Consider the following 23152-nt stretch of genomic DNA (forward strand, 5'->3'; position numbering starts at 1 on the left):
TGAATTCTCCTCTTAAAGCCATGTGCCTTGAGCAAGGCCCGTAATTCAATGACACTGGAAACTTGAAAGGACGAAGGTTTTTTATGACCGTCAAAATTTCAGATCACGGTTTAATTGGGAATTGCAGAACCAGCGCTCTGGTCTCTAAAACGGGAGATATTGCCTGGTGTTGCTTGCCTCGCTTCGACTCTCCAAGCATATTTGCCTCCATATTAGACGACCAAGTTGGTGGAAAATTTTCTTTGACTCCGCTGAATCAACACAATGCCACTCAAGAGTACCTCGATGACACAAATGTGCTTAAGACAACTTTTATTAGTGAGGAGGGACAATCAGATCTGATTGATTGTTTCACGGTCACCACCGAAGAAGAGAAACGACGGATTCTTCTTCCTCAGCATGAAATTCTGCGACTCTTAAGAGGGACCTCTGGCGCTATGAAATTTCGTCTGCACTTTGAGCCACGTCCCCACTATGGGAAAAAGGCCGTGAGTATCTCCATGCTCGGCAAGTCCGTCATCCGATGCGATTATGGATCGGAAACTCTTTTTCTTCAGACCACCATTCCCTTTCAAGACATCACCATCACAAAAATTGATAATCGGGCCTATGTGACCGCTGACTTTCATCTTGATGCAGGAACTGAATTTCAATTTTCGCTTACCTATTCAACCGTCGCACCGGCCATCATTCCTTCTCTTCAAGAGACCCAGAAACGCTACCATTCAACGATTGATTTTTGGAAAAGATGGATTTCCCAATGCACCTTCGAAGGCCTCTATAAAGATCAAGTCAAACGGAGTGTTCTTGCCTTAAAACTCCTGGCCTTCGCTCCATCCGGGGCCATTATAGCGGCACCGACCACTTCTCTTCCTGAGAGAGCTGGAGGTGTGCGCAACTGGGACTATCGTTATTGCTGGCTACGAGACGCCTCATTTACTGTTCGCTCTTTTCTCGCCACTGGGTTTGTCGAGGAGGCCCGGGCCTACATTTACTGGCTCCTTCACACCACTCATCTCACCAAACCCATGGTCAAGGTCCTGTATGATCTCTATGGTGAATCTAAAATTCCTGAAGAAGAACTGCCTTGGCTCTCTGGTTATCTTCATTCGCGCCCAGTCCGAGTCGGAAACGCCGCTGATTTGCAGTTTCAGCTGGACGTTTATGGTGAGGTCCTGAATGCCATTTATTACTTCGCTCCCTCAAGTAAGGAGTTTGATAAGATCACCCGGGACTTTGTGATCAATATGGGAAAAATTGTTTGTGAACTTTGGCACAGGCCCGATGAAGGCATCTGGGAAGTTCGTTCAGAAAAAGTCCATCACACTCATTCCAAGGCCCTCGCCTGGGTGGCCCTGGATCGAGTGACAAAACTCGCGGACCTTTATGGCTGGGAAGCTCCCGTCGAGAAATTCAAAATGGTGGCGGACAAAATTAAAGAAGAAATCGAGCACTATGGCTATAACGAAACCATCAACTCCTATACTCGCGCTTTTGATCGCCCAGAAATAGATGCCAGCAGTCTCGTCTTGCCTTTGGTAGGTTATTGTGAGGCCGACAGTAAGAGGATGGAGAACACCATCAATACCATCATAAAAGAACTGTCCCATGATGGACTCATTTATCGCTATCGTTCAGTGGACGATGGACTACCAGGAAAGGAAGGGGCCTTTAGTCTTTGCAATTTCTGGATGGTTCAGGCCCTCGCCCGGGCCGGAAGAATTGAGGAAGCAAAAGAGTGGTTTGAAAATATGCTGACACAATCAAACTCCCTGGGTCTCATGTCCGAGGAGATTGAACCAGCAACCGGAGATTTTCTGGGAAATTATCCTCAGGCCTTCAGTCATACAGGACTTATTAATGCGGCCATCACATTGACACATGAAATGAATCAACGGGGAGTCAGTTTATGAACCTGCCTTTTGTACTTCTCTGGGGATTTGCCGCCACGGTCGCCTTAACCAGTGTTCTAGTCATCTGCAGAGGACTTCATTTAACCAGAATAGACATTCCTTTTATGCTTGGTACCCTCTGGACATCTGACCGCCATAAGGCCAATTGGACAGGGTTCCTTGCCCATGTTTGCATGGGGTGGATCTTTGCCATTATTTATTCTCTTGCTTTTGAAGATACTGGACTTCACCACTGGTGGTTTGGGGCCCTGATTGGTTTGGTTCATGCGACCTTCGTATTGACCGCCGGCATGGGTGTGGTCTCAAATCTTCACCCTAGAATGGCCACTGAGGAAAGAGGGCCAGAGCCGACTCGTATGCTGGAGCCCCCAGGATTTTTTGTTTTAAATTATGGAAAAGGAACACCACTTGCGACTTATGCTGCTCACATTATTTACGGTGGGATATTAGGATTTTTTTCTGGACGTTTATAAACAAGAGCAAGCCGAAGCTTGCCCTTGATTCAAATAAGATTAGGCCTTATTGATCTTGCTCAAAACCTTTGGATACAACACAAAACTAGCACCGAATACGATGTGCGCGGCCCAGTCCCAGAACATTGGAACTTCCCGGTTCCAAAAGTCTACACCCTGAAGAGTGTTCATCACGAATGGAATTAAGAAGTAAGGACCGACCATCGAAACAACTCCGAGTATGAGTCCATAGACAAGAGCATTTCGTGAAGTGGTTGTATCTACTTTCGTTGACATATATCCATAGACAACACCCCATAAAAGAGATGGCCCAAGCTGATGCAGAACAAGTCCGGTGAGAATGGCAAGAAAGTTGGTTCCCTGTAGGGCCTTCTCGCCAAGAAGAGTTGAACCAATTACTTGCACTGGATACAGAGGATTTTTTCCTAAGAATAAAGCAAATACTAACATCACAACCACGGCCATAATCAACCCTGCAATCTGACCTGTGACAATTCCTGCCAGAACTTTATTCTTCGACTCTGTTTTAGACTTTGCTAATCCAAAGTGTGTTTGCGGCTTTACTACGGTGTCCATGATTTATCTCCTTGCTGTTTGTGAACCTAGGAGTATTATCTAACTAACAATAAAAACAGAAAATACTGTTTAAACTGTTTAAATAGGTGCGTATGATCAATTTGCATGGGAATCAGAAGAAAATTTTAGAATACCTTTTGAATAAACCCGAAGGTGCTACATTGGAAGATTTAGCATCCCACTTAGAAGTCACCAAAACCGCCGCTAAAGAGCACCTCCTTAAAGTCGAGCGACTCGGCTATATTGCCCATAAAGACAGTAAAGGTTTAGTCGGTCGTCCAAAACGCAGTTACTTCCTTTCTCCTGAAGGCCATGAGGCCTTTCCCAGACAATACTCCTGGTTATCCAGTGTGCTACTAGAACTTCTGGCCGAGGACCTGGGACCAAAAATGGTGGCGAGAATTATGAAAGATCTGGCCAAGAAAGTGGCCGGATCAATGGCCACTCGATTTAAAGATAAATCGAGCGCTGATTTACTTATAGAAATAACCAAGGCCCTAAATGAGCTTGGATACAGGGCCTTTCTTAAACAAACAGATTTAAGGAAAGGGGCCATCTTAGAGGCCACAAATTGTGTCTATCATTCAGTAGCAAAAGAGCATCCCGAGCTTTGTCAGTTTGATGTTCAGTTTATTGAAGAGGCCTCGGGATTCAAGGTGAAGTTAGAAAGTTGTATTGCCCGAGGTGGTGAGACTTGTCGGTTTTGTATTAAGAAGTAGAACAACGACAATAACGGGCAATGATCCCTAGCAGCTGATCTAGCTCAACGGGCTTACTTAAAAAACCACTTAGGCGTGGATGAACCTTATCAACGGTGAAGGCCGTAATCATGACAATAGTAAGGGCCTTATCAGAAAACATCGGATCTTTGTCTATAGCATCAAGAAACTCCCGCCCATTCATCACTGGCATCATAAGGTCTAGGAGGATCAAGCACGGTAGAGGTGAAATGCGTAACCAATCAATCGCTTCTTTACCATTAGCGACTGCCACGGCCTGATAACCTTCCATTTTGAAGGCCATAAGAAGCATTTCGCGAATATATTCATCATCATCTACAATCAAAATCGTTTGTGATGTTTCTGGTAAAGACATTGTCATAAATTCAAATTTACTATATTAAAACCAAATGATGAACAGTCTTTTCATTTTATTGGCATCCTGGTTTGTATGCATGTCAGTTATTGACCGTGCAGTGGCCAATGAACGTCCAGAAATACTTATTATTAACTCTTATTCACAGAGTTTCCCTTGGACGAAATTTCAAATGGAAGGGATTCAGAAGACATTTGATAAGGCGTTTCCCGATAGAGAAATCCCAGTTGAGTTTCTTGATTGGAAGAACTATCCCACTCAAAAGAACTTAGATCATTTTAAAGAACAATTGCGCCTAAAGTACTCTCATAAGCATTGGGACGTGGTGATCACTACGGATAATGTCGCACTTGATATGGTGCTCGATTTGCGTCGGGAATTATTTCCAGGGGCCTGGGTCATTTTCACCGGGATCAATGATTATCATCCCTCTCAATATGCTAAGGAAGATCGCTTAACTGGTGTCGTTGAAGCAGTCGATTATGTAAAAACAATTGATCAGATGCTCAAAATTCACCCTGCAACAAAAGAAATCGCGATCATTTTAGATTCCACCGACATTAGCAAAAATCTCCTTCAAGAATTAAAAAGATTGCTTCCTCGCTGGGAAGACAAGGTGCGATTCACTGTTTTGCATGATCTTCCGATGCAGCAAATTTTAATCAGAGTGGGCGAACTTCGCAGCGACGCGCTCATTTTGATTACGAACTTTACAATGGACAGCACGGGGGAAAAGTTCACTTCACGAGAGGCGATTCGTTTAATTAGCCAACATGGCCATGTCCCTTTTTATGGCATGTGGGACATGCAATTAGGTTACGGCATCGTTGGTGGGTGGCTGCTTGATGGGTATCTTCAAGGTAAAATGGCAGCGGAGCTGACTAAGAAAGTCCTGCGAGGAGAGACCCCTCCCATTGTGACAGAAAGCACCTCTCGTTATTACTTGGACTATCAACAAATGGAGAGGTTTCATATCCCTCAAAGTGGGGCCACAAGTGATGCTATCCTGATTAATTATCCGGAACCCATCTACAAAAAATACGCTCGTCATATCATCATCGCCATCGTCACCATTCTCACCCTACTGGTGCTGAACATCTTTCTGATTATCAATATCAGAAAACGTCATGTCGCCGAACTAGAAAGAGATCGCCTTTTGGTAGAAGAAAAGAACGCTCGCCTTCTGGCGGAAGAGGCCGGCAAGGCCCGCGAAACGTTTCTTACGATCGCGGCCCATGAATTTCGTACACCCCTTACCGTCATCTTATTTCAGCTGCAACTTCTGCTTAAAGTGAACCGTGGGGAGACAAAGAATAAATCCACACCTGAAGAGATAAATAGTGCCATCAACATGGCCCTTTCACAGGGCCGAAAAATTCAGCAACTGGTGGAAGATCTCCTCTTCGCTTCCCGACAAAATTCACTCGTAGGGCAATTGCACATTGAAGAGGTCGATCTGAGAGAATTAATCACGGAGGTCCTGGAAGATCTAAAGGGAACGCTTCAGCACAGTGGCTCTACTCTGGATTTAAATTTTGAAGGTCCTTGCATTGGCCATTGGGAAAGAAAAAAAATTGAAAAGCTTTTTCACAATCTCATAAGCAATGCCATTAAATTCGGAAACAACCGCCCTATTGAGATCTTTGCAACTTCTAAAAAAGAAGGCATAAAAATTGAAATACGGGACCATGGTATTGGTATTGATTCACAAGACAGAAACCGCATTTTCGAAAAATTCGGTCGCGCAGTCTCGGAGTTTAATTTTGGGGGTTTTGGTTTGGGTCTCTACATCAGTCAGAAAATAGTGGAACAGCACAAAGGACAAATCACTGTAGAAAGTGGGCCTGAAAAGGGCACGGTGTTTACCGTGGTGCTGCCTTATTGGTCGATGTGACTTCAAGGAAATACTAAAAGTATTTTTTCATCACAAAGTTAGTGAACTTAACTCCATTCCTCTCAACCACCTGCTCTTTCACAAGTTCAAATCCCATCTTCTGAAAAAATGGCCTCGCGGTAATACTCGCCTCAACAAACAAGCGCGTGATCTTTTGCTCTTTCGCCTTTTCTTCAATCGCCTTATAAATGAGTCGCCCTACACCTTTTCCAACTGCGGACTCAGCAATATAAAAACGATCAATGTGGCCATTGGGTTCTAACTCTCCAAAGCCGGCCAACTCTTCACCTTCCTGGGCCACAAAAACCCACTTATTTTCGAATTTCTTCTCCCAGGCCTGCATGTCCCAGGTCGATAGATCTGGTGCCCACGTTTTTACTTGTTCATCAGAGTAATGCTGGCGATTCACAGTACGAATCGTATTGAAAAATAACTCCGCCAGCGGAAGTGAATCCGATTTTTGATAAAGACGAATGTTCATGATAATTTCCAGGCAAAAAAAAGGGCCACCTGCACAGTGGCCCAATTCGGCTAATTCTTTTAAGGCGAGAAATCCCTCTCTCGTCTGTAATCGTCCTTGATTCTTAAATGTTTTGCTTACAACAATCTTAAGGTTACCTAATGAAAAGAGGAAATAAATCTTTTCTTACATTAGCTGACAGATTGCGAAACACCTCTTAAGTTTTAGGAATCAATTAACAATTGGTCCTACAGAGCACCAGTTGTTGTTTTAATCCACTCATAAGCACCAGAAACGTTCGAGTAAATGCCATACTTATTGGCGCCCGCACAGCCTTCACCCCAGCTTACAACACCGATTTGAACCGGATCGTTTCTGTGATCGAAAACAACTAGTGGACCACCTGAATCACCTTGGCAAGAATCTTTACCACCGGCCGCATAGCCAGCAGGGATCATTGTATCGTCAATTGCACCATCGTAAGACTCAGCACTGTTGGCCTCTTCATGAGAAACGATTGGAACAATAACTTTGTTAAGATCTTTAGCGTAGTTCTGACGGTTTTCAGCAAGGTTACCAAAACCGTAAACAGTAGCGTCCACACCTGGAGCTTGATTTCCTTCTGAAGCAAATTTTGGAGTCGCAAGCTTCACAGCTTTAAGACCAGTTGTTCTGAAATCAATTTTTTCAGCAAGCTCAACCAGAGCGTAGTCATTGCTGAACGTATTACGATTATACTTAGGGTGTTTGATCACTCTTTTAACTTTTACAGTCACACCTTGCTCTTTAAGATTAAGCACGCCACCTTTCACCTCAGAGAAGTAACCAGCGCAATGAGCGGCCGTTAGGACCCAGTTTGAAGCGATGATACTACCGCCGCAAGCACCACTAAGGCTTACCATATATGGAGTTTCTTTAAGGTCAGTTACCTTAACACCACCAACGATTTTATCGCCAGCAAAGGCCTGGCCAGCAAGGAAAGAACTGAATACAAGGGCACCGAAAAGTTTTGTTTTCATCTAAGACTCTTTTGAAAAAGTTTTCTAGGAGCCTTAATTGTCTCAGTGGAGTTTTATGACGCGTGAGATGCAGGAAAAATTGAACAGGGGCTTGTAAAAAATGGGGACCTGTGGTTGGTCCCCGTGAAATGAATTATTTTTTAGCGGCCAAAACTTCGGCACGAAGATCTTTACGAAGGATCTTACCTACGTTCGACTTCGGAAGCTCCTTACGGAACTCAATCGCCTTTGGAACTTTATAGCTTGTGAGATGCTCACGACAGAACTTCATCAGTTCTTCACTCGTTAATGATTCATCTTTTTTCACAACAAAAAGTTTCACCACTTCGCCTGACTTCTCGTCTGGCATACCAATCGCCGCAACTTCGAGAACTTTCTCGTGCTGAACAACCACGTCTTCAAGTTCATTTGGATAAACGTTGAAGCCCGAAACAAGGATCATGTCTTTCTTACGATCAACGATCTTAACGAATCCTTGCTCAGTCATGAAACCCAGGTCACCAGTCTTAAAGAAACCGTCTTGAGTCATCACTTTCGCGGTTTCTTCAGGGCGATTATAGTAACCGGCCATTACCTGAGGACCACGAATACAAAGCTCGCCGATCTCACCTAGAGGAACTGTCTTGCCGTTATCATCTTTAATTTCTACGTCAGTAGAAGAGATCGGTAGACCAATGAAGCCGTTATACTCTTTAAGAGTCATTGGGTTAATACAAGCGGCCGGAGAAGTCTCAGTCAGACCGTAGGCCTCAATCAGAGGGCGGCCAGTGACTTGCTTCCACCGTTCAGCAACTGCTTTCTGAACGGCCATACCACCACCTAAGGTCAAACGTAGGTGAGAGAAATCCAGTTTTCTGAAACCTTCATTATTAAGTAGACCATTAAAGAGTGTGTTCACACCAGTGAAGGCCGTGAATTTCCACTTAGAAAGTTCTTTCACGAAACCAGGAATATCTCTTGGGTTAGTGATCAGAACGTTAAGAGCTCCGATTGAACTGAAGATGAAGCAGTTCGCAGTCAAAGAGAAGATGTGATACAGCGGAAGTGGAGTGATAATAATCTCCTTCCCTTCTGTAATGTAATCTTTGATCCAAGCGCGGGCCTGAACCATGTTGGCCACGATATTTTTGTGAGTGAGAATGGCACCTTTCGCCACACCAGTTGTACCACCGGTGTATTGAAGGAAAGCAATATCTTCCAGCTTCACTTGAGGTTTTCTGAATGAACCAGCGTCACCTTTCTCAACTGCGGCCTTAAAGTCAATGGCACTTGGAATATCAAACTCCGGAACCATCTTTTTTACATTTTTAATCACGAAATTCACGATGTAGTTTTTCGGAAATTTCAGATAATCACCAATCTGAGTGATGAGAACATTCTTAACAGGAGTGTTCTTAAGCACTTTCTGAAGAACGTGAGCAGAGTTAGCAAAAATAACGATGGTCTTTACGTCCGCATCTTTTAACTGGTGCTCAAGTTCGCGAGGAGTATAAAGCGGGTTTACGTTCACCGCGATCATCCCCGCACGAAGAATACCAAACAGGGCCACAGGGTATTGAAGAATGTTTGGCATCATGATGGCCACACGATCACCCTTCTGCAGATGAAGATCATTCTGAAGATAGCTTGCGAATTTGCGGCTTAGTAAATCAATCTCACCATAAGTAAGAGTTGTTCCCATGTTGTGAAATGCAGGATTACTTTTGTACTTTGTAAAACTGATTTCTAGAACCTCGTTAATCGAAGAATACTCAGCGGGATTAATCTCGTGAGGAACTCCTGGATCGTAAGCTTTGTGCCAGATTTTCGTCATTTTTGTCTCCGGTTACTTCATTTGATTCTGTATTTTTTGAACGATAATATCGAATGTTTTGTAAAGGTCATCAGAATGTGCTTTAGCAAAGTATTCCTGATGGCCAGCATGGACAGAAACTTCTGAACAATGATCAACGCCATCTTTCCAACAAGTCCAACGAATATCAGCTTGTGGCCCAAACCACTTCACGAATTTTTCAGACTTATCGCGAATGACTTGATCAAGGGCAGGTGTGTGCTCCATGTGGCGAAAGGTGATATTGACGTTCATATTTTGCTCCTTGTTGAGTCTTTTATTATAGGAGCTTAGACACAATGACTTAGAGTATTAACGTTAAAATATTTTAAGTTGGCCGACTATTCCGGTTTGTTTTGTAAAACCATGCGAACAGCTGCGGGCAGTATTTCTGCCGGTATGTCCATGAAGCTGCGATGGGGAACAAAACCGTACTGTCCATAATAGTAAAAATACACAATATTGAAATGGGCCTCATTGAGCTCTCTTTCTAAATCCAGAGAATCAAGAATACGTCTCACAGGAGTCCACTTCCCAAACATTTGCCACAGAACGTTTCGTTCATCGAACATAAATCCGTCTGGGATATAGAGCTTCTTTCGATGAACCATGGTTTCGGCCACAAAAATTCCACCCGGGGCCAGATGATCTGTGATTAAGCGATAATAACTTGCTCGGTCCGGGTCTTCGGTCAGGCAATGAAGAAGATGGGAATCAACGATCAAGTCATACTTCTGGTTAAGCTCAAGGTCCGGATGAGTGACGTCCCCAACCACCGTGGTGACCTCATGACCTTCAAGAGCAAAAATATTTTTTGCCTGATCTAAAGCAGTAGGGGAGAAATCTACGAGTGTGACCTTGGCCCCCAGACGAGCGAGAAGAAGTCCAAGTCCTCCCCTACCCGCTCCGGTTTCAAGAACTTTTAAACCATTCCAGTCAAGATTTGGGAGGAAGCGATCTTTTGATTCAGTCACCAAATTGAAAAGGCCCTTGGAGTAAGTGGTCACCTCATGCAGAAGTTCCGATGCTCCACGCCCGCGTTCCATGTTGTATGAATCTTCGTAGTATTCCTGTAAACTCATAGAAAAAGTGTAGAATGCTCCCTATGACTAAGCAAAAACAATTTTATCTTATTCGTGGTCTTATCCGAGAAAAAGGACACTGGGGTCATTTCATTCATCATCTAGAAGAGGCTTTTCCTGGATCGAAAATCACGACCATTGATATTCCCGGTGCGGGTGACTACTTCAAATCCCCTTCTCCACTCTCTGTTTCAAAAATGGTTGAAGAAATGCGTCGGGATTATCTGAAAAATCGAGATCCAAATCTAGAGCCAAACCTCATCGCCATTTCACTGGGTGGAATGATTACCGTTGAGTGGCTTAGAAAATATCCACTGGACTTCGCCAGGGCAACACTCATTAACACCAGTTTCGGTGGCATCTCGCCAGTCCACAAGCGCCTCATGCCCAAAGCCTTCTTTCATCTTTTAAAGGTCCCGGTCTTAAAAGGCAGAGTCAAAGAATCCCGCATTTTGGAATTAGTGACTAATCATAAAGAAGTTTTCAATGAGACCCTGGATTCATGGGAAGTCATTCAACGAGAGAGACCCGTGAGTACCGCAAACACCTTCAAACAGCTTCTTGCAGGGGCATGTTTTAATGTGGGTAAATTCACGCCTCCCGTTCCTTTACTCATCATTGCTTCAACTAAAGACCGTATGGTGAGTGTGGATTGCTCAAGGTCCATTGCAAAGAAATGGAACCTTCCCATCATAGAACATCCAACGGGAGGTCATGACCTCACCGTGGATGATCCGAAATGGGTCGCTTTAAAAATTAAATTGTTCGCATCTAACTGAGGATAAATATCCCAAAAAAAGTCCTGCTTCGGCGGGACTTTTTGCTTTAGGCAGCGATTGTTTGTCTTGAAAACGGGTAAATGCGGTTCATAAAGTTCATTTCTCTCTCGTCTAGTTTTACTTGTGTCTTTAATTTTCTGATCCCAAAAACGTCTTCAAAACTCATCACTTTGTCTGCGACTCCCACATACATTGCCGGTGACCATTCGTGAGCGTGAGGATCAAATTTGATCTTCTTCACAAACTTCGTGTTCATGAAATTCCGGTAGATTTTCATGAGTTGAATCTTCTCAAGAAGTCCTGCTTCGTGCTTTTGAAAGGCAATGGTCTCGCGTTTTTGTGAAGACAAAAAGTGACGATACAAATTGTGCAATCTATTTATCGGAAACAATGGATTCGATGGATCCCGTTTAACTTCAGAGTTAATTGTCACGTGCTCCATCCGAAAGTCAAAACTTCGAATCGCTCGCTCGTACGCCTTATGCTCATCAGAGTAAAGAGTTTTTCCACCGCCCATTGAAGACAAATTTTTCAGTACATAAATGGACTCTTCATAGACTGAACTCTGAGGGTAAAGGCCATACTTCATAATGAGTTCGCGATTCTTTCTCTTCTGCTCCTCGGTCATTCGCCCTTTGCGATTTAGTGGTGAGAATGTGTTGTGATAAATGAACATAGAATGACTTCCAACCGCGGTGTTGATGTAACAGGGAGAGAACTGAGAATGAGTGAAGGTCTCAAAGCCATCATAGGCAACATTTTCATTGAGTGTTCTTGGAAAGTACTCCTTCTCAAAAATCAAAGACTGCCGTGCCATCGTTTTTAGTCGATCACGAACTGTACCTTCATTCACTTTCAGGAGTCTTGCGATAGTGTTGTTACTCACTCCGCTCATGGATTGATGAAGAACTTTTTCGGCGAGATTTGCCAAGCGCTTTCGAAAGTCCAAGGTAAATGTATTACTTGAAAACTGTTCCCCACAGGACTTGCATTTGAACCGTTGATTCAGAAAAGGCGGCTTATCAGTTTTAGTCCAACCGTTTTTTACATAAAACTTCTCATTTGTTCCAAAATGAAACAAGCATCGAGAATTGGGGCAAAAGGGTGGGATCAATTGTAATTGACCAGGGTTTTTAGACATTGGCCCGGTTTGATGAAAAAACTAGGCCAGTTTTTTGAAGTACTAACTCTACAGGATTCAAAGGAGTGAGGAGCTAAGCAATAAAATTATTGCCATCCAACATCGGGAAAAAATATCGGTTAGAATCCCCAGTTCTCTGCGGACAATTTAAGGATTTTTCTTAACGGCCATCTTGAGTGCTTCAAGTGTGGCACCTGATTTTCTCACTGGTTTAAAGAAGAGCTTACTGCCTTCTTTTACCACGTAGAATTCCAAAGGCTCTTTTTTATCAGACTTAACCACCATGCGAACTGGTTGATTGGAGTCCATGCTGTTTAAGATTTTTTCTTGATAACGTTTTAGGGTCTCAACGTTTTGAGATTCAAATCCCATATAGTCGGCCGCAGGAACATTAATCGCATAATCACTGGCACCATTAACGGCGTTCCCCATTGATTTAAGAACAGGAGTTTCCGCATCACTTGCCACCACTATCATGCCATCAGATGATTTTTGAATTTTACCGGTCTTCGCCTCTTGGGCCTCTAAAAGAGCAGTGTTAAAGTTACCGGCCGCGCGGCTTGAACCACGAGTTGTGGACGACACTCTGGCCGAACTACCACCTGAGCCACCCGTTGAACCACCGGCCGTTCCTCCGGCCGTACCACCATAAGAAGAGTCACCATAGCTTGAAGGCGAACGGTTACTTTGGTTATCGAAACTATCGAAGTCTTGATTGGCCTGGAAATTATTTGAAGCGGGTCTTCTTATTGCCTTTTCAGACTTAGTAGAGGCCGCGACCTTATTCTCAGCTTCGGCAAGCTCGCTGGTCTTCTTGCTTAACTGTTCAATCAGTTTTTGATACTTGGCCTCATTTTCAGTTTTTTGGGCAAGAAGGTCTTCCATCATTTTCATGCGAGCTTCAAGACTTTCTCTTTGGGCCGCACTTGTTGCCGCAGCGATCTCCTTCTTAGATTTCAGGATTTCTTCCTGGGCCTCAGCACGGATTCTTTCTTTCTCATCATCAGTTAACTTTTTATCATCATTGGCCGTAGATGCCGCAGAAGGCGTAATAGACGAAGATCCCAAAAATTGTGGTGACACATCTTCTACAGGAGCGACACCAGCAACTCCACCCATCGAACTGGCAAGATTCTCCATCCCTCTGGCAAAGCTAGAGAAAGTGGATCCCTCTGATGAAGTCGGAACAACGTTTACGACTTCGTTATTAGCATCATCTTTCAAATTTGATCTGCTACCACCGAAAAGTTCCGTAATTTCATTTAAAAGAGTCTTTGAGCGCTCCAATGAGTTCTTACTATTGGCAACACTCTTCGCGTTTGACTCACTCATCCCTGTACTGGCGTTATAGGCCTCAGTTACGTTCTCTAATGCGTCCATTTCTTGTTTGTCAGCGAGCTTATTTTCACTGCGCTCAATTTCAGTATATTCCTGTCTGAAACTCTGACGAAGTTTAACCATACTTTCGTTGCTTGGCCTAGCTCTACAGGCTTCATTGGCAGCATTTGTTTTACAGAATTCGTTTTTGTACTCAAAAAAGTTAAGAGGCCTCTTACCAGGCGTATGAGAGACCCAACGAGCGTTACAGGCCTTATCATTAAAACGTTTAAAATCAGGATTTTTATTTATGTCAGGATCGAAGTTGTCCAGATTCTGAAAAGTAACATCCGAGGTAAGATCTTCGGCCCCAATGTCCTCTTCTTTCATTTGTTTTTCAGCATCGGACAGAACTGAACAATACATGGCATAGGACTCAACACATTTTGCGACATCCACTGCACCTGCTTTACATTCTGAAGGCGACAGTAAATCCGTTTTATCAGCAAACCATGCTTCAAGACCTTTTTGAGTTGTAGGAAGCTTTGGTGGTTTTAGGTTGTTCGGATCTTTTAATTTCTCAAGCTCACGGTAGTAAGATTTTTCCACCTCAAGGTTGGTCAAGTAACCCACTTGAGGATCAGAGAAAAAGGCAGTGGATTTTTCACGGAATTCTTCCACACTCTTTCTCTTTGATGGATCCAAATTTTTAATGATATTGAAAAGCTTCTCTTTATGGGCCTGAAGTGGTGTCCATGCAGGATTGTTGATGACATCCGCTTGTTCTTTACTGCTCAGACCGGCACTTTTAAAGTAGGCCTCATTTGATTGAAGACTTACGTTAAAAAAGTTTTTGATCATAGGATTGCGATTCAAAAATCCCATGCGTGATCGAATGACACTAATTCTGCTTTCATTCGTTTTACGATCACTATCGCTAAGTCGCTGCAGTTCTGTTTCAAGAAGATTGTAGTCCCAGTCTGCGATTCTAAACTCAGATCCTTTTAATTGGGTAAAGAAGCTCGAATCACTCTTAGGGATCTGCTTAAAAGCAAGATACTCACGGGCACTCACACATTGGCCCGGGGCCATTTCTTTGTTAGTTAAAAGTGTAATATCGGCCTGTGGTAATACAAAATTATTCATCGCCTCTTTAAGACCATTAACCAGGCTGCCTTTGTCCTGACGCATTTCAGGATTTATCCATACTTTAAGAGAGTTCAGCCCTTTATTCTCAACATACTTCTCTGCTAGAGAATCAAGGGCCTTGCCTTTGATCGCCAACACTTGCTGGACGACTTTTTCTTCTTTAGCTGGAGTATTTGTAGAACTATCTTCAAGGATTTTTCTCATGCGACCCTGAGAATAGGCCTCGGTGAAACTTGTATCACCTTTGGATAAAATAGATGCCTGGAACATCATCCCGTTCTGAAGGTCCTGTAATCTTTTTTGGGCGAGACCCATGTTTTCATAAAAGTACTTTAGGGCCTCGTCAGCATTTTGGGCCATTCTATCACGGCTACCTTTGGCCATAATATCTTTAATATCTTTATAAGGAGACTTTCCTAGGCAATCGCAAATAAGTTTATCTGATTCAAGATACTCACGCTGACTAAGACCCGGATGGGTCGCTTCGGTTTTCTTTTGCTCCCAACACTGAACGGCCAGATCGGCCAATTCAGTTGTCCCTACATAATCTCGACCACAATTCATCTCCTCTGATTGTTTTCTTACGACATCGCCGTAAGTTAATTTCGATTGAGGAGCAATCACTTCAGCACTGGCCGAAAAAGCGAGGAGGCAGGAAATTGAGAGACTCGCAATTTTATGCATAAATACTCTTTTCATAATTCACCTTTACCCACATGCTTTTCGTCAGTTTTCCCTTAATACTTAATCATTCTAAGGGGAACCCCTCGAAACTACGGAAGGTGACCAAAAATCACACTTTTAGAGTGAAAACTATGCCAATGAATGATGGCAATTGCGATTTCTTAAGCTATGCTTGGGCCATGACAAATGGAATTCTCCCTCCTGGACACTCACTTGTTGAAACTCAAGACGGCTCTTTCACGCTCTTCTCAGAGGCGTTTCAAGAGGCCTGTCATTCCACGACAGGGGCCCGTGCGGAGACTCTTCTTCACTATGTGGAAGGCTGTCAGATTAAAAACAAACTTGGCGAGTTTTTCCCCCTCGTGATTTTAGAAGTTGGGTTCGGTTTGGGCGTGGGTTTTCTTACCACTCTTGAAGTCATTGGAACTGATAAACCGTGGCACTTCATTTCGATGGAGATTGATAAAAATCTCCTTGAATGGTTTCGTCAAAAATTTGCGGACCACGATTTTCTCAAACACTTAACTTGGAAAAAAGTTGGAGATCTCGAGCTCCTGGAGGCCGAATCTCTGGGATGCAAACTTACGATTCTTGCCGGAGACGGACGAGAGACTCTCCCCCGCTACGTAAAAGAGCAACCGGTGAAATGGCATGCGATTTATCAAGACGCTTTTTCTCCGAAACGAAATCCGATTCTTTGGACCTCTGAATGGTTTCAATTTTTAAAAGAGCATGCTGATCAAGAGGTGATCCTCTCAACTTATTCGGCCAGCACATCAATCAGAAAAAGCCTTGCTGCTTCAGGTTGGAAAATTAAGAAAGGTGAAAAGTTTGGCCCTAAACGCACTAGCACACGGGCCACATTGACGGGAGAAACAGACCCGGAGATCATTCTCCAGATGGAACGCTCACCAGCGTTAGTGCTCTCTGATAGCAACATTAAAGAATTTCTGACAAAATAAACCTATGCGAAAAACCATCTGCGATTTACTTCCAATTCAGTACCCCATCGTTCAGGCCGGCATGGTCTGGGTGTCAGGAGGAAAACTTGCGGCCGCTTCGGCCAATGCGGGAATTCTCGGCGTAGTAGGGGCCGGCTCGATGAAGCCTGATCTTTTAGAACATCATATCCTTAAAGCGAAATCTCTCACTAATCATCCGGAGAGATTGGCAGTGAACGTTCCCCTTCTCTATGAAAAAACTAAAGAACAAATGGAAGTGGCCCTGAAACATGGGATAAAAACCATCATCTCGTCAGCAGGATCTCCCAAGACCTATACGGCCTGGTTAAAAGATCAGGGTTGTACCGTGATTCACGTGACTTCAAGTCCTGAACTTGCTCTTAAGTGCGAACTTGCGGGTGTTGATGCTGTTATTGCTGAGGGCTTTGAGGCCGGTGGTCACAATGGACGTGAAGAAATCACCACTCTCACCCTTATTCCACAGGTGGTGGATGCAGTGAAAATTCCCGTCATCGCGGCCGGAGGTATTGGAGACGGACGAGCTATAGCGGCGGTCATGTGTCTAGGAGCGGCCGGTGCTCAACTGGGAACCCGTTTTGTGGCCACCGTTGAATCAAGTGCTCATGACAATTTTAAAAATGCCATTATCAATTCAAATTCCGCCAGCACCATGCTGATGATGAAAAAGTCAGTGCCGGTGCGTTTATACAAAAATAAGTTTTTTGAAGAAATTAAAAAACTTGAAGATGCCGGGGCCAGTAAGGAAGAACTTGAAGCTCACCTGGGCCATGGACGGGCCAAAAAAGGCATGCTCGAGGGTGATATGAACGATGGTGAAATTGAAGTGGGCCAGATTTCTGGTCTCATTAAAGATGTACCAACAGTTGCGGAATTAGTGGAAAGACTAATCGAAGAGCAACGCCGCTCTCTTCCGACAAACGGACGCTTTTTCTAACTCCCCCAAGGGGCCATTCTAGGAAGTCTCACTCTGAAAGTCGTGTTCTTGGCGTCTTTAACAATACTTATTGTACCGTGATGGATGTCCACAATGTTCTTTGAAATCGACAGGCCCAGTCCTGTTCCCTGATGAGGTTCTTTGGTGGTGTAGAAAGGCTCCATGAGCTTACTGTGAAGCTCTCCTGGAATTCCCTTTCCTGAATCAATAACCAAAATATCACACCATTCAAAATTCGGTTGATAGTGAATCTCAATCCATTTTTCCTCTAGAACTTGAACCGCATCTATAGAGTTGGCCACCAGATTCATGATCACCTGACTCAGTTGAATTTCATTACCAAAGAGGGCCACATCACTCTCGGCCTTAAAGACACTAAGTCTAATTCCTGCGGAATCAAGCTTTCCTTTACTAATTTCAATGATGGGCTCAATGACAGAATTGAAGGAAACATTTTTGAAGGGCTCTTCTTCAGCGTTGGCCGATAAGGTCCTTAGAGACTTAATAATTTTGGCGATTCTTTGAGAGGTATCAATGATCTTGGTCGCGGCCATGTCTAATGAAGCAACATCTTCAGGAGTGTCTTTAATGATGATCTTCATTAAGCTTGCGGCACCTTCAATGATGGTCAGCGGATTATTTACTTCATGGGCAATTCCGGCCGATAACTCTCCCAGGGAAGCGAGTTTTGAGGCATACTGAGAACGGGCCTCTTGAATCCTTAAATCATTCTTGGCCTTCACCAGATCATTGATCGGTAACACCACCGCAAGAATGCCTTCCAAGGGCGAAGAAACTTTTTTTAGATTTACCATGTACCAATTCTCACCGGTCAGATCTTCGGCAAAAATTTCTTTCACAATGTGTTTTTCATCACTTTTTAAAAAATCCAGAATCAGCTTTGAAAGAGGATTATTAGGTAAAGTGGCCCCAACCTTTGTTCCCAGAATTTTATTTTTTACCGCCCCATCCAGGTAGTTATTCAGCATCACGTAAGTCGCATCACGATCAACAAATCCTACAATCCCAGGAATGGCATCAATGAATTGTTGAAGAGCGTCCTTTTGTTGAAGGGCCCGGGCCTCACTCAAAATGGAGTCGACTAAATACCTGCGGGAAATGGTGGTGTGATAATACTGGTAAATCGAATTGATGAGATACAAGGCCCCAAGAATCAAAGAGACCTGATTGGAATCAGTAAAAAAGAAAATCAGCGGCAGGACGGAAATGGAGATAAAAAAAACCGACGCGGCCGTAAGACAGGCAGCAAAGGCCGTTACCCCGCCGGCCATGAGAGTGATAATCACACCCAGGCAGTAAAGACTCTCGACTGCGAAAAATCCATGGATCCTTTCTACCTGCCAAAACATCCAGGACCAGCTAATACCAGTCATGGCAACGAAAAACAAAAAACTATAGTAAAGACTTTTATTTATAATCAGCGAGAGATCATTTTTCTTGCAAATGTAGACCCGTGCCAGAAGTGAAAGAACAATGGTGAAATAAGGAACAATCGTTAAGGGATGAGTTTGGTGAGTTTTAAAAAGCAGGAGAACGGTTAAAACAAGAAGGCCCGCGTGAGGAACCATCAGTCGTTTATTACGGACCCTTAACTCTCCAATGAGTCTTTTTTCGGTAAATTGTTCAAACTGTCTACTCATGTATTGGCCAGTAATCCGTCTTCAAAGTCCTGTAAAAAAGGTTCCTTGATTTTCTCTTGAATATCAATAGGAATTCCCTGACCGGCGATAACGAGGGATTTATGTGGCCATTCATTAATGAAGTATTAATTTTTGTAAAAAAAAAAGGGGCCCGATGGCCCCTTGAACTTTAGTAAGAACGTTCTAGAGCGGCGATTCGATCTTCAAGACTCGGGTGAGTTGAAAGAAAGTTCATGAAACCTTTCTTTGAAGAAATTTTCATGGCCTTCATGGCGTCTTGAGAATCATCTACCATATCAATTTTTTGTTGAAGGCGTCTTAATGCGGCAACCATTTTGTGCTTACCTGCATATTTAGCTCCGCCTTGGTCAGCACGGTATTCACGCATTCTTGAAACGTAGGCAACAACAAACATACCTAGGAACGAGAACAAGATCTCACAAACCATAACGGTTAGGTGATAACCCATACCACTTGTTACTGGTCTATCATCATCTCTGTCACCACTCATGGCCTGTGACAAAGCGAAGGCCGCAACGCGAGCGAAGAACATAACAAAAGCGTTCACTACACCCTGAACCAGGGCCATCGTTACCATGTCACCGTTAGCAACGTGAGCAACCTCGTGAGCAAGCACACCTTCCACTTCTTCAGTGTTCATCTGTTGAAGGAGACCAGTCGATACGGCCACAAGGGCGTTGTTTTTAGTTGGACCAGTAGCAAAAGCGTTTACCTCTGGAGAATGATAAACACCTACCTCAGGCATTTTTTCGATACCAGCTTGCTTTGCTAAAAGATGAACTTTACGAACCAGGTCACCATATTGAGAACGTTCATCAACGATCTCAACACCCATCATTCTCTTGGCCATGAACTTTGAAAGCAGAAGAGAAATCCCCGACCCTACAAAACCCCATACCAAACAGAAGACCATGAGAGATTGATAATCAATTCCCGATGCTGTGAGATAATTTCCAACGCCTAGAACCGAAAGGATAATAGACACAGAAACCATCACTAAAATGTTAGTGAGAACGAATAAGAAAATACGCTTAAACATTATAAACTCCGTTAAATTGTTCCAAGGAACAGTTTAAAGTTAATACTTTTTAATCGAACGTCAAGGTTAGTGAACCTAGAGTATTAGAATTATTAGGCCTCAGGTCTTTGCAAGTGGGCTTGATTGCGGAATTCGCCAGAAGGTAGAACAAATGTGGCCTTCATGGAACGAATGGCCGAGTGAGTCACATTTAATTCCTTGTCGACTGCCCTCTGGGTTGTTACGCTTTGAGTCTCACGAATTATTAAAAGGACTTATCGCATGAAACATTGGATGTCGCTTGCATTTGTGTTCGTATTTCTACCAATGGCCTGGGCAACTCCTCATCAAGATCAGGTTCTGGAAGAAATCCTTTATCAAGACTACAAATATCTTATTCAAAAAAATGAAATCAATCAGCGTACGGGTTTAATCGCCTACGACCAATCGTTGTTCGTAGATGCTCTTTGGGACGCTTTAGATGAGGAAACTCCCGGTGCCGCCGAGGTTCTGGACTCAATAACAACATACCACTACGAACTGGTTGAAAAACTTCGTGTGGCGATTCTTAAAATCAAATACCAGCGCGCTACGACTCTTCCAACCGAGCTTGTGAATGAACTCGTAAACGTTCTTCGTACTCCTGAAGTCGAGATTAAACTCATCTATACGCTGGCCGCTTATGAGAAAGAGATTCTTACCGCGGGCCATACCGACGTGATTGAACTTGCGCAAACTCATCCAGAGTATTTCGATCTGGCCGAAGATGAAGTTCGTCGTAAAGAAATCACAGATGATCTGATTGAAGATCTTTTTCATAAAACCCCGGACGCCACGACTTACATGAACGGTGAGTATGTAAAGAGCGTTAAGCTTTTTATGTTCTGCCGTGAGAACCGCTTGTATCCATGTCTTATGGTCATGAGAAATATTCATGGTGAAGTGGTAAGAAACGATGACGGCTCTATCTGGAGTCACCCATCTCTTGCCTCTTCGGCCCGTGGTCTTCCAAGCTATACTCGTAACGGAAATACACCGGCCGGTATTTTTACCATTGATTCAGTCATGCCAGTGGCCGATCAGCAGATCTCATTCGGAAAGTTCCGTCGCATGATGCTGAACTTTGTGCCTAAATCAAAAGACGAAGTGCTTTTTAAATCTCTTCTTCCTGCTTCTTCTCACGATCAAGAGTGGTGGAAAACATCAACAGTTGCTCGTGACGCTGGAAGAAACCTTTTCCGTATTCACGGTACTGGAAAGATCAACAAAGATCCTACAACGCCGTACTTCCCTTTCATGAGAACCAGTGGCTGTATCGCCCAGAGAGAAAACACTTACGGGACCATTACTTATAAGGATCAGCGAGAACTTCTTGACGATATTATGAGGGCCATGGATCTTCGTCCTTCTTATGAGAACGAAGTGAAAATCAAAGGGATCCTTTACATCGTGGAAATCGACGATAAGGCGACACCTGTTACAGCTGAAGATCTGGCCCTTAGAGGTATCCTATGAAGTATTTCATTGTTCTTTTATTTTCAGTCGCGGCCCTGGCCGATGATCCTCAAATTTCGGTTCAAGGGAACTGCGAAATCAAGGTGACACCTGATCGTGGCGCCATCACCTTTACCGCCGAAAATCAGGCCCGAGATCAAAAAGACGCTGTAAAGAGAACAACCGAGCAAGTGAATCAGCTGAAAGAAGAAATTAAAAAACTCAAACTCGCTGATCTTGAACTCAAAAACACTAACTATAATGTGTTTCCAGTTCGTGAGTACGAAAAAGAAAAAATCGTTGATAAAGGGATCCGTGCCACACTTTCTTTGGAGGTCACGACTTCTGAGATCGCCAGAATCGGGGAGGCCATGCAGGCGGCCGCGAAAGTTGGCGTGATCAATGTGGGATCACTGGCAACGTTTCTCTCTCTGGAAAAGTCTCAAAAAGAATACTTAAAGTGTCTTGATGTTGCGGCCGATGACGCTCGCGGAAAGGCACAGCAACTCGCCAAAAAGCTTGGCTTTAAAATTGGTGACGTTATTAACTTAAATGAAGTTCCACAAATTCCTCGTCCAGTTCCCATTATCATGGAGCGCGCGATGATGAAGTCTATGGATGCAGCTCCCACTCAAGTTGAGCCAGGGACACAACAATATTCAACTAACATTCAGGTCACATTCAAAATTAAATGATTACGCAAAACCTTCCCCACTACCAACTCCTGGACTCTGGTCTGGGCCGTAAACTTGAAATCATCTCAGGCATTAAAGTAAACCGCCCAAGCCCTCAGGCCATCTGGAAACCGATGCTAAAAGACTCTGAGTGGAACCAGGTCACGTCCAACGTGATCCGCACTAAAGACGGCGGCGGAAAATGGGAACACAAAAAAGAGCCCGCTGAAAATCTATCTCTGCCATTTGAAATTGATGGAAGACAACTTTCGTTCCGATTGAAATTCACTTCATTTGGCCACTGTGGTGTTTTCTTCGAACAGATTCCAGTGTGGCAATGGCTCTATGAAGAAGTAAAATTCTTAAAACAAAAACTGGGTCGCGCTCCAAAAGTGGTTAACCTTTTTGGTTACACTGGATGCGCCAGTATCGTGATGGCCGCGGCCGGTGCCGAAGTTTTCCACGTGGACAGCTCTAAAGGTGTTCTCGATTGGGGCAAGGAATCTCAAGCGCAAAGTAAGATCAAAGCGGACGCTATCCGTTGGGTCCAAGGGGACGCTCAAGAATTTATTCGTCATTCATTTAAAAAGAACTTCATGTATGACGGAATTCTCGCAGATCCTCCAAGCTGGGGCCATGGAGTCAAAAAAGAAGTTTGGGACTTTGAAAAACACATTCACTTATTAGTGGATGGAATGCTTTCTGTGATTAATCGTGAGAACAGTTTTCTGTTCCTATCGAGCCATACTCACGGAGTTCAACCTGAGGCCCTAAGAAACCTCATCTGGGACAAACGCTGGAAGGACATTGAGGCCAGCGAACTAGGTGTAAAACATCAGAATGATGCCCGCATCCTCCCAGCCGGAATCTTTGCGGCCGCTAGAAGCTATCAGAAGTAGTTTCGAGGACTTAATTCAAATTAAAGCAATACGCTCAGGTATCCGATAAGCGAGA

The 23152-nt window shown here is 43.8% G+C and carries 21 protein-coding genes; 10 read left to right on the plus strand and 11 right to left on the minus strand.

The window, feature by feature from the left end; genetic code table 11:
* The first annotated feature begins 83 nt into the window (after window positions 1-83).
* Together ACJVC5_RS15740 and ACJVC5_RS15745 are read left to right on the plus strand one after the other, a co-directional pair.
* Window positions 84-1913, plus strand: coding sequence for a glycoside hydrolase family 15 protein (locus ACJVC5_RS15740; RefSeq protein WP_408096491.1), 1830 nt, complete (start codon window positions 84-86; stop codon window positions 1911-1913).
* Window positions 1910-2386: a hypothetical protein gene (locus ACJVC5_RS15745; RefSeq protein WP_408096492.1), complete on the plus strand. Its 477-nt coding sequence runs from the start codon at window positions 1910-1912 to the stop codon at window positions 2384-2386. The genes ACJVC5_RS15740 and ACJVC5_RS15745 overlap by 4 nt, the downstream gene beginning before the upstream one ends.
* A 39-nt stretch (window positions 2387-2425) precedes the next feature.
* Here ACJVC5_RS15745 and ACJVC5_RS15750 read toward each other — a convergent pair whose 3' ends face one another.
* Window positions 2426-2962 carry a hypothetical protein gene (locus ACJVC5_RS15750; RefSeq protein WP_408096493.1) on the minus strand — a complete coding sequence of 179 codons (537 nt, stop codon included), beginning with the start codon at window positions 2960-2962 and terminating at the stop codon, window positions 2426-2428.
* Between the two features lie 92 nt (window positions 2963-3054).
* Here ACJVC5_RS15750 and ACJVC5_RS15755 point away from each other — a divergent pair, with 92 nt between their 5' ends.
* Complete coding sequence (locus ACJVC5_RS15755; protein ID WP_408096494.1) at window positions 3055-3681, plus strand: helix-turn-helix transcriptional regulator; 627 nt, start codon at window positions 3055-3057, stop codon at window positions 3679-3681.
* Here ACJVC5_RS15755 and ACJVC5_RS15760 read toward each other — a convergent pair.
* Window positions 3671-4063: a response regulator gene (locus ACJVC5_RS15760; protein ID WP_408096495.1), complete on the minus strand. Its 393-nt coding sequence runs from the start codon at window positions 4061-4063 to the stop codon at window positions 3671-3673. The two genes, ACJVC5_RS15755 and ACJVC5_RS15760, sit on opposite strands and share 11 nt — an antisense overlap.
* A gap of 73 nt (window positions 4064-4136) precedes the next feature.
* Here ACJVC5_RS15760 and ACJVC5_RS15765 point away from each other — a divergent pair, with 73 nt between their 5' ends.
* The gene (locus ACJVC5_RS15765; protein ID WP_408096496.1) at window positions 4137-5951 is read left to right on the plus strand and encodes a sensor histidine kinase; all 1815 of its coding nucleotides are present in this window, start codon (window positions 4137-4139) and stop codon (window positions 5949-5951) included.
* Window positions 5952-5964: 13 nt separating this feature from the next.
* Here ACJVC5_RS15765 and ACJVC5_RS15770 read toward each other — a convergent pair whose 3' ends face one another.
* The 5 genes from ACJVC5_RS15770 to ACJVC5_RS15790 form a co-directional block, all read right to left on the minus strand.
* Window positions 5965-6432 carry a GNAT family N-acetyltransferase gene (locus ACJVC5_RS15770; protein ID WP_408096497.1) on the minus strand — a complete coding sequence of 156 codons (468 nt, stop codon included), beginning with the start codon at window positions 6430-6432 and terminating at the stop codon, window positions 5965-5967.
* Between the two features lie 227 nt (window positions 6433-6659).
* The gene (locus ACJVC5_RS15775; protein ID WP_408096498.1) at window positions 6660-7430 is read right to left on the minus strand and encodes a S1 family serine peptidase; all 771 of its coding nucleotides are present in this window, start codon (window positions 7428-7430) and stop codon (window positions 6660-6662) included.
* Window positions 7431-7563: 133 nt separating this feature from the next.
* Complete coding sequence (locus ACJVC5_RS15780; RefSeq protein WP_408096499.1) at window positions 7564-9243, minus strand: AMP-binding protein; 1680 nt, start codon at window positions 9241-9243, stop codon at window positions 7564-7566.
* A 12-nt stretch (window positions 9244-9255) separates the two neighbouring features.
* The gene (locus ACJVC5_RS15785; RefSeq protein WP_408096500.1) at window positions 9256-9516 is read right to left on the minus strand and encodes an HPF/RaiA family ribosome-associated protein; all 261 of its coding nucleotides are present in this window, start codon (window positions 9514-9516) and stop codon (window positions 9256-9258) included.
* A gap of 86 nt (window positions 9517-9602) precedes the next feature.
* Window positions 9603-10343, minus strand: coding sequence for a class I SAM-dependent methyltransferase (locus ACJVC5_RS15790; protein WP_408096501.1), 741 nt, complete (start codon window positions 10341-10343; stop codon window positions 9603-9605).
* Between the two features lie 23 nt (window positions 10344-10366).
* Between ACJVC5_RS15790 and ACJVC5_RS15795 the strand changes: the two genes are divergently transcribed.
* On the plus strand, window positions 10367-11122 hold the full coding sequence (locus tag ACJVC5_RS15795) for an alpha/beta fold hydrolase (protein ID WP_408096502.1): 756 nt from the start codon (window positions 10367-10369) through the stop codon (window positions 11120-11122).
* Between the two features lie 46 nt (window positions 11123-11168).
* Here ACJVC5_RS15795 and ACJVC5_RS15800 read toward each other — a convergent pair whose 3' ends face one another.
* Window positions 11169-12071 (minus strand): hypothetical protein, encoded by a 903-nt coding sequence (locus tag ACJVC5_RS15800; RefSeq protein ID WP_408096503.1) that lies wholly within the window; start codon window positions 12069-12071, stop codon window positions 11169-11171.
* Window positions 12072-12410: 339 nt separating this feature from the next.
* Complete coding sequence (locus tag ACJVC5_RS15805) at window positions 12411-15428, minus strand: hypothetical protein (RefSeq protein WP_408096504.1); 3018 nt, start codon at window positions 15426-15428, stop codon at window positions 12411-12413.
* A gap of 116 nt (window positions 15429-15544) precedes the next feature.
* Between ACJVC5_RS15805 and ACJVC5_RS15810 the strand changes: the two genes are divergently transcribed.
* Complete coding sequence (locus ACJVC5_RS15810; RefSeq protein WP_408099247.1) at window positions 15545-16375, plus strand: tRNA (5-methylaminomethyl-2-thiouridine)(34)-methyltransferase MnmD; 831 nt, start codon at window positions 15545-15547, stop codon at window positions 16373-16375.
* Window positions 16376-16379: 4 nt separating this feature from the next.
* Window positions 16380-17330 (plus strand): NAD(P)H-dependent flavin oxidoreductase, encoded by a 951-nt coding sequence (locus ACJVC5_RS15815; RefSeq protein ID WP_408096505.1) that lies wholly within the window; start codon window positions 16380-16382, stop codon window positions 17328-17330.
* Here the strand turns inward: ACJVC5_RS15815 and ACJVC5_RS15820 are convergent.
* Both ACJVC5_RS15820 and htpX read right to left on the minus strand, forming a co-directional pair.
* Window positions 17327-18991: a sensor histidine kinase gene (locus tag ACJVC5_RS15820; protein WP_408096506.1), complete on the minus strand. Its 1665-nt coding sequence runs from the start codon at window positions 18989-18991 to the stop codon at window positions 17327-17329. The two genes, ACJVC5_RS15815 and ACJVC5_RS15820, sit on opposite strands and share 4 nt — an antisense overlap.
* A 169-nt stretch (window positions 18992-19160) precedes the next feature.
* On the minus strand, window positions 19161-20054 hold the full coding sequence (gene htpX, locus ACJVC5_RS15825) for a protease HtpX (RefSeq protein WP_408099248.1): 894 nt from the start codon (window positions 20052-20054) through the stop codon (window positions 19161-19163).
* Between the two features lie 258 nt (window positions 20055-20312).
* Here htpX and ACJVC5_RS15830 point away from each other — a divergent pair, with 258 nt between their 5' ends.
* Genes ACJVC5_RS15830 through ACJVC5_RS15840 form a run of 3 tightly spaced genes read left to right on the plus strand, consistent with a single transcriptional unit; the run spans window position 20313 to window position 23097 of the window.
* Window positions 20313-21545: a hypothetical protein gene (locus ACJVC5_RS15830; RefSeq protein ID WP_408096507.1), complete on the plus strand. Its 1233-nt coding sequence runs from the start codon at window positions 20313-20315 to the stop codon at window positions 21543-21545.
* Entirely contained in the window at window positions 21542-22219 is a 678-nt protein-coding gene (locus ACJVC5_RS15835; protein ID WP_408096508.1) for an SIMPL domain-containing protein, read from the plus strand. Before ACJVC5_RS15830 ends, ACJVC5_RS15835 begins: the two co-directional genes overlap by 4 nt.
* Window positions 22216-23097 carry a class I SAM-dependent methyltransferase gene (locus ACJVC5_RS15840; protein ID WP_408096509.1) on the plus strand — a complete coding sequence of 294 codons (882 nt, stop codon included), beginning with the start codon at window positions 22216-22218 and terminating at the stop codon, window positions 23095-23097. The genes ACJVC5_RS15835 and ACJVC5_RS15840 overlap by 4 nt, the downstream gene beginning before the upstream one ends.
* Window positions 23098-23152: the final 55 nt, after the last annotated feature.

The sequence above is a fragment of the Peredibacter sp. HCB2-198 genome, assembly GCF_045999315.1.
In the GTDB taxonomy this organism is placed as follows: Bacteria; Bdellovibrionota; Bacteriovoracia; order Bacteriovoracales; family Bacteriovoracaceae; genus Peredibacter.

Bases quoted from the DNA above. Each gene is read 5' to 3' on its own strand.
- ACJVC5_RS15790 (WP_408096501.1), bottom strand. From the start codon at position 10,343: ATGAGTTTACAGGAATACTACGAAGATTCATACAACATGGAACGCGGG.
- ACJVC5_RS15760 (WP_408096495.1), bottom strand. From the start codon at position 4,063: ATGACAATGTCTTTACCAGAAACATCACAAACGATTTTGATTGTAGAT.
- ACJVC5_RS15740 (WP_408096491.1), top strand. From the start codon at position 84: ATGACCGTCAAAATTTCAGATCACGGTTTAATTGGGAATTGCAGAACC.
- ACJVC5_RS15770 (WP_408096497.1), bottom strand. From the start codon at position 6,432: ATGAACATTCGTCTTTATCAAAAATCGGATTCACTTCCGCTGGCGGAG.
- ACJVC5_RS15780 (WP_408096499.1), bottom strand. From the start codon at position 9,243: ATGACGAAAATCTGGCACAAAGCTTACGATCCAGGAGTTCCTCACGAG.
- ACJVC5_RS15810 (WP_408099247.1), top strand. From the start codon at position 15,545: ATGCCAATGAATGATGGCAATTGCGATTTCTTAAGCTATGCTTGGGCC.
- ACJVC5_RS15785 (WP_408096500.1), bottom strand. From the start codon at position 9,516: ATGAACGTCAATATCACCTTTCGCCACATGGAGCACACACCTGCCCTT.
- ACJVC5_RS15805 (WP_408096504.1), bottom strand. From the start codon at position 15,428: ATGAAAAGAGTATTTATGCATAAAATTGCGAGTCTCTCAATTTCCTGC.
- ACJVC5_RS15815 (WP_408096505.1), top strand. From the start codon at position 16,380: ATGCGAAAAACCATCTGCGATTTACTTCCAATTCAGTACCCCATCGTT.
- ACJVC5_RS15765 (WP_408096496.1), top strand. From the start codon at position 4,137: ATGTCAGTTATTGACCGTGCAGTGGCCAATGAACGTCCAGAAATACTT.
- ACJVC5_RS15830 (WP_408096507.1), top strand. From the start codon at position 20,313: ATGAAACATTGGATGTCGCTTGCATTTGTGTTCGTATTTCTACCAATG.
- ACJVC5_RS15840 (WP_408096509.1), top strand. From the start codon at position 22,216: ATGATTACGCAAAACCTTCCCCACTACCAACTCCTGGACTCTGGTCTG.
- ACJVC5_RS15750 (WP_408096493.1), bottom strand. From the start codon at position 2,962: ATGGACACCGTAGTAAAGCCGCAAACACACTTTGGATTAGCAAAGTCT.
- ACJVC5_RS15820 (WP_408096506.1), bottom strand. From the start codon at position 18,991: ATGAGTAGACAGTTTGAACAATTTACCGAAAAAAGACTCATTGGAGAG.
- ACJVC5_RS15775 (WP_408096498.1), bottom strand. From the start codon at position 7,430: ATGAAAACAAAACTTTTCGGTGCCCTTGTATTCAGTTCTTTCCTTGCT.
- ACJVC5_RS15795 (WP_408096502.1), top strand. From the start codon at position 10,367: ATGACTAAGCAAAAACAATTTTATCTTATTCGTGGTCTTATCCGAGAA.
- ACJVC5_RS15835 (WP_408096508.1), top strand. From the start codon at position 21,542: ATGAAGTATTTCATTGTTCTTTTATTTTCAGTCGCGGCCCTGGCCGAT.
- ACJVC5_RS15755 (WP_408096494.1), top strand. From the start codon at position 3,055: ATGATCAATTTGCATGGGAATCAGAAGAAAATTTTAGAATACCTTTTG.
- ACJVC5_RS15745 (WP_408096492.1), top strand. From the start codon at position 1,910: ATGAACCTGCCTTTTGTACTTCTCTGGGGATTTGCCGCCACGGTCGCC.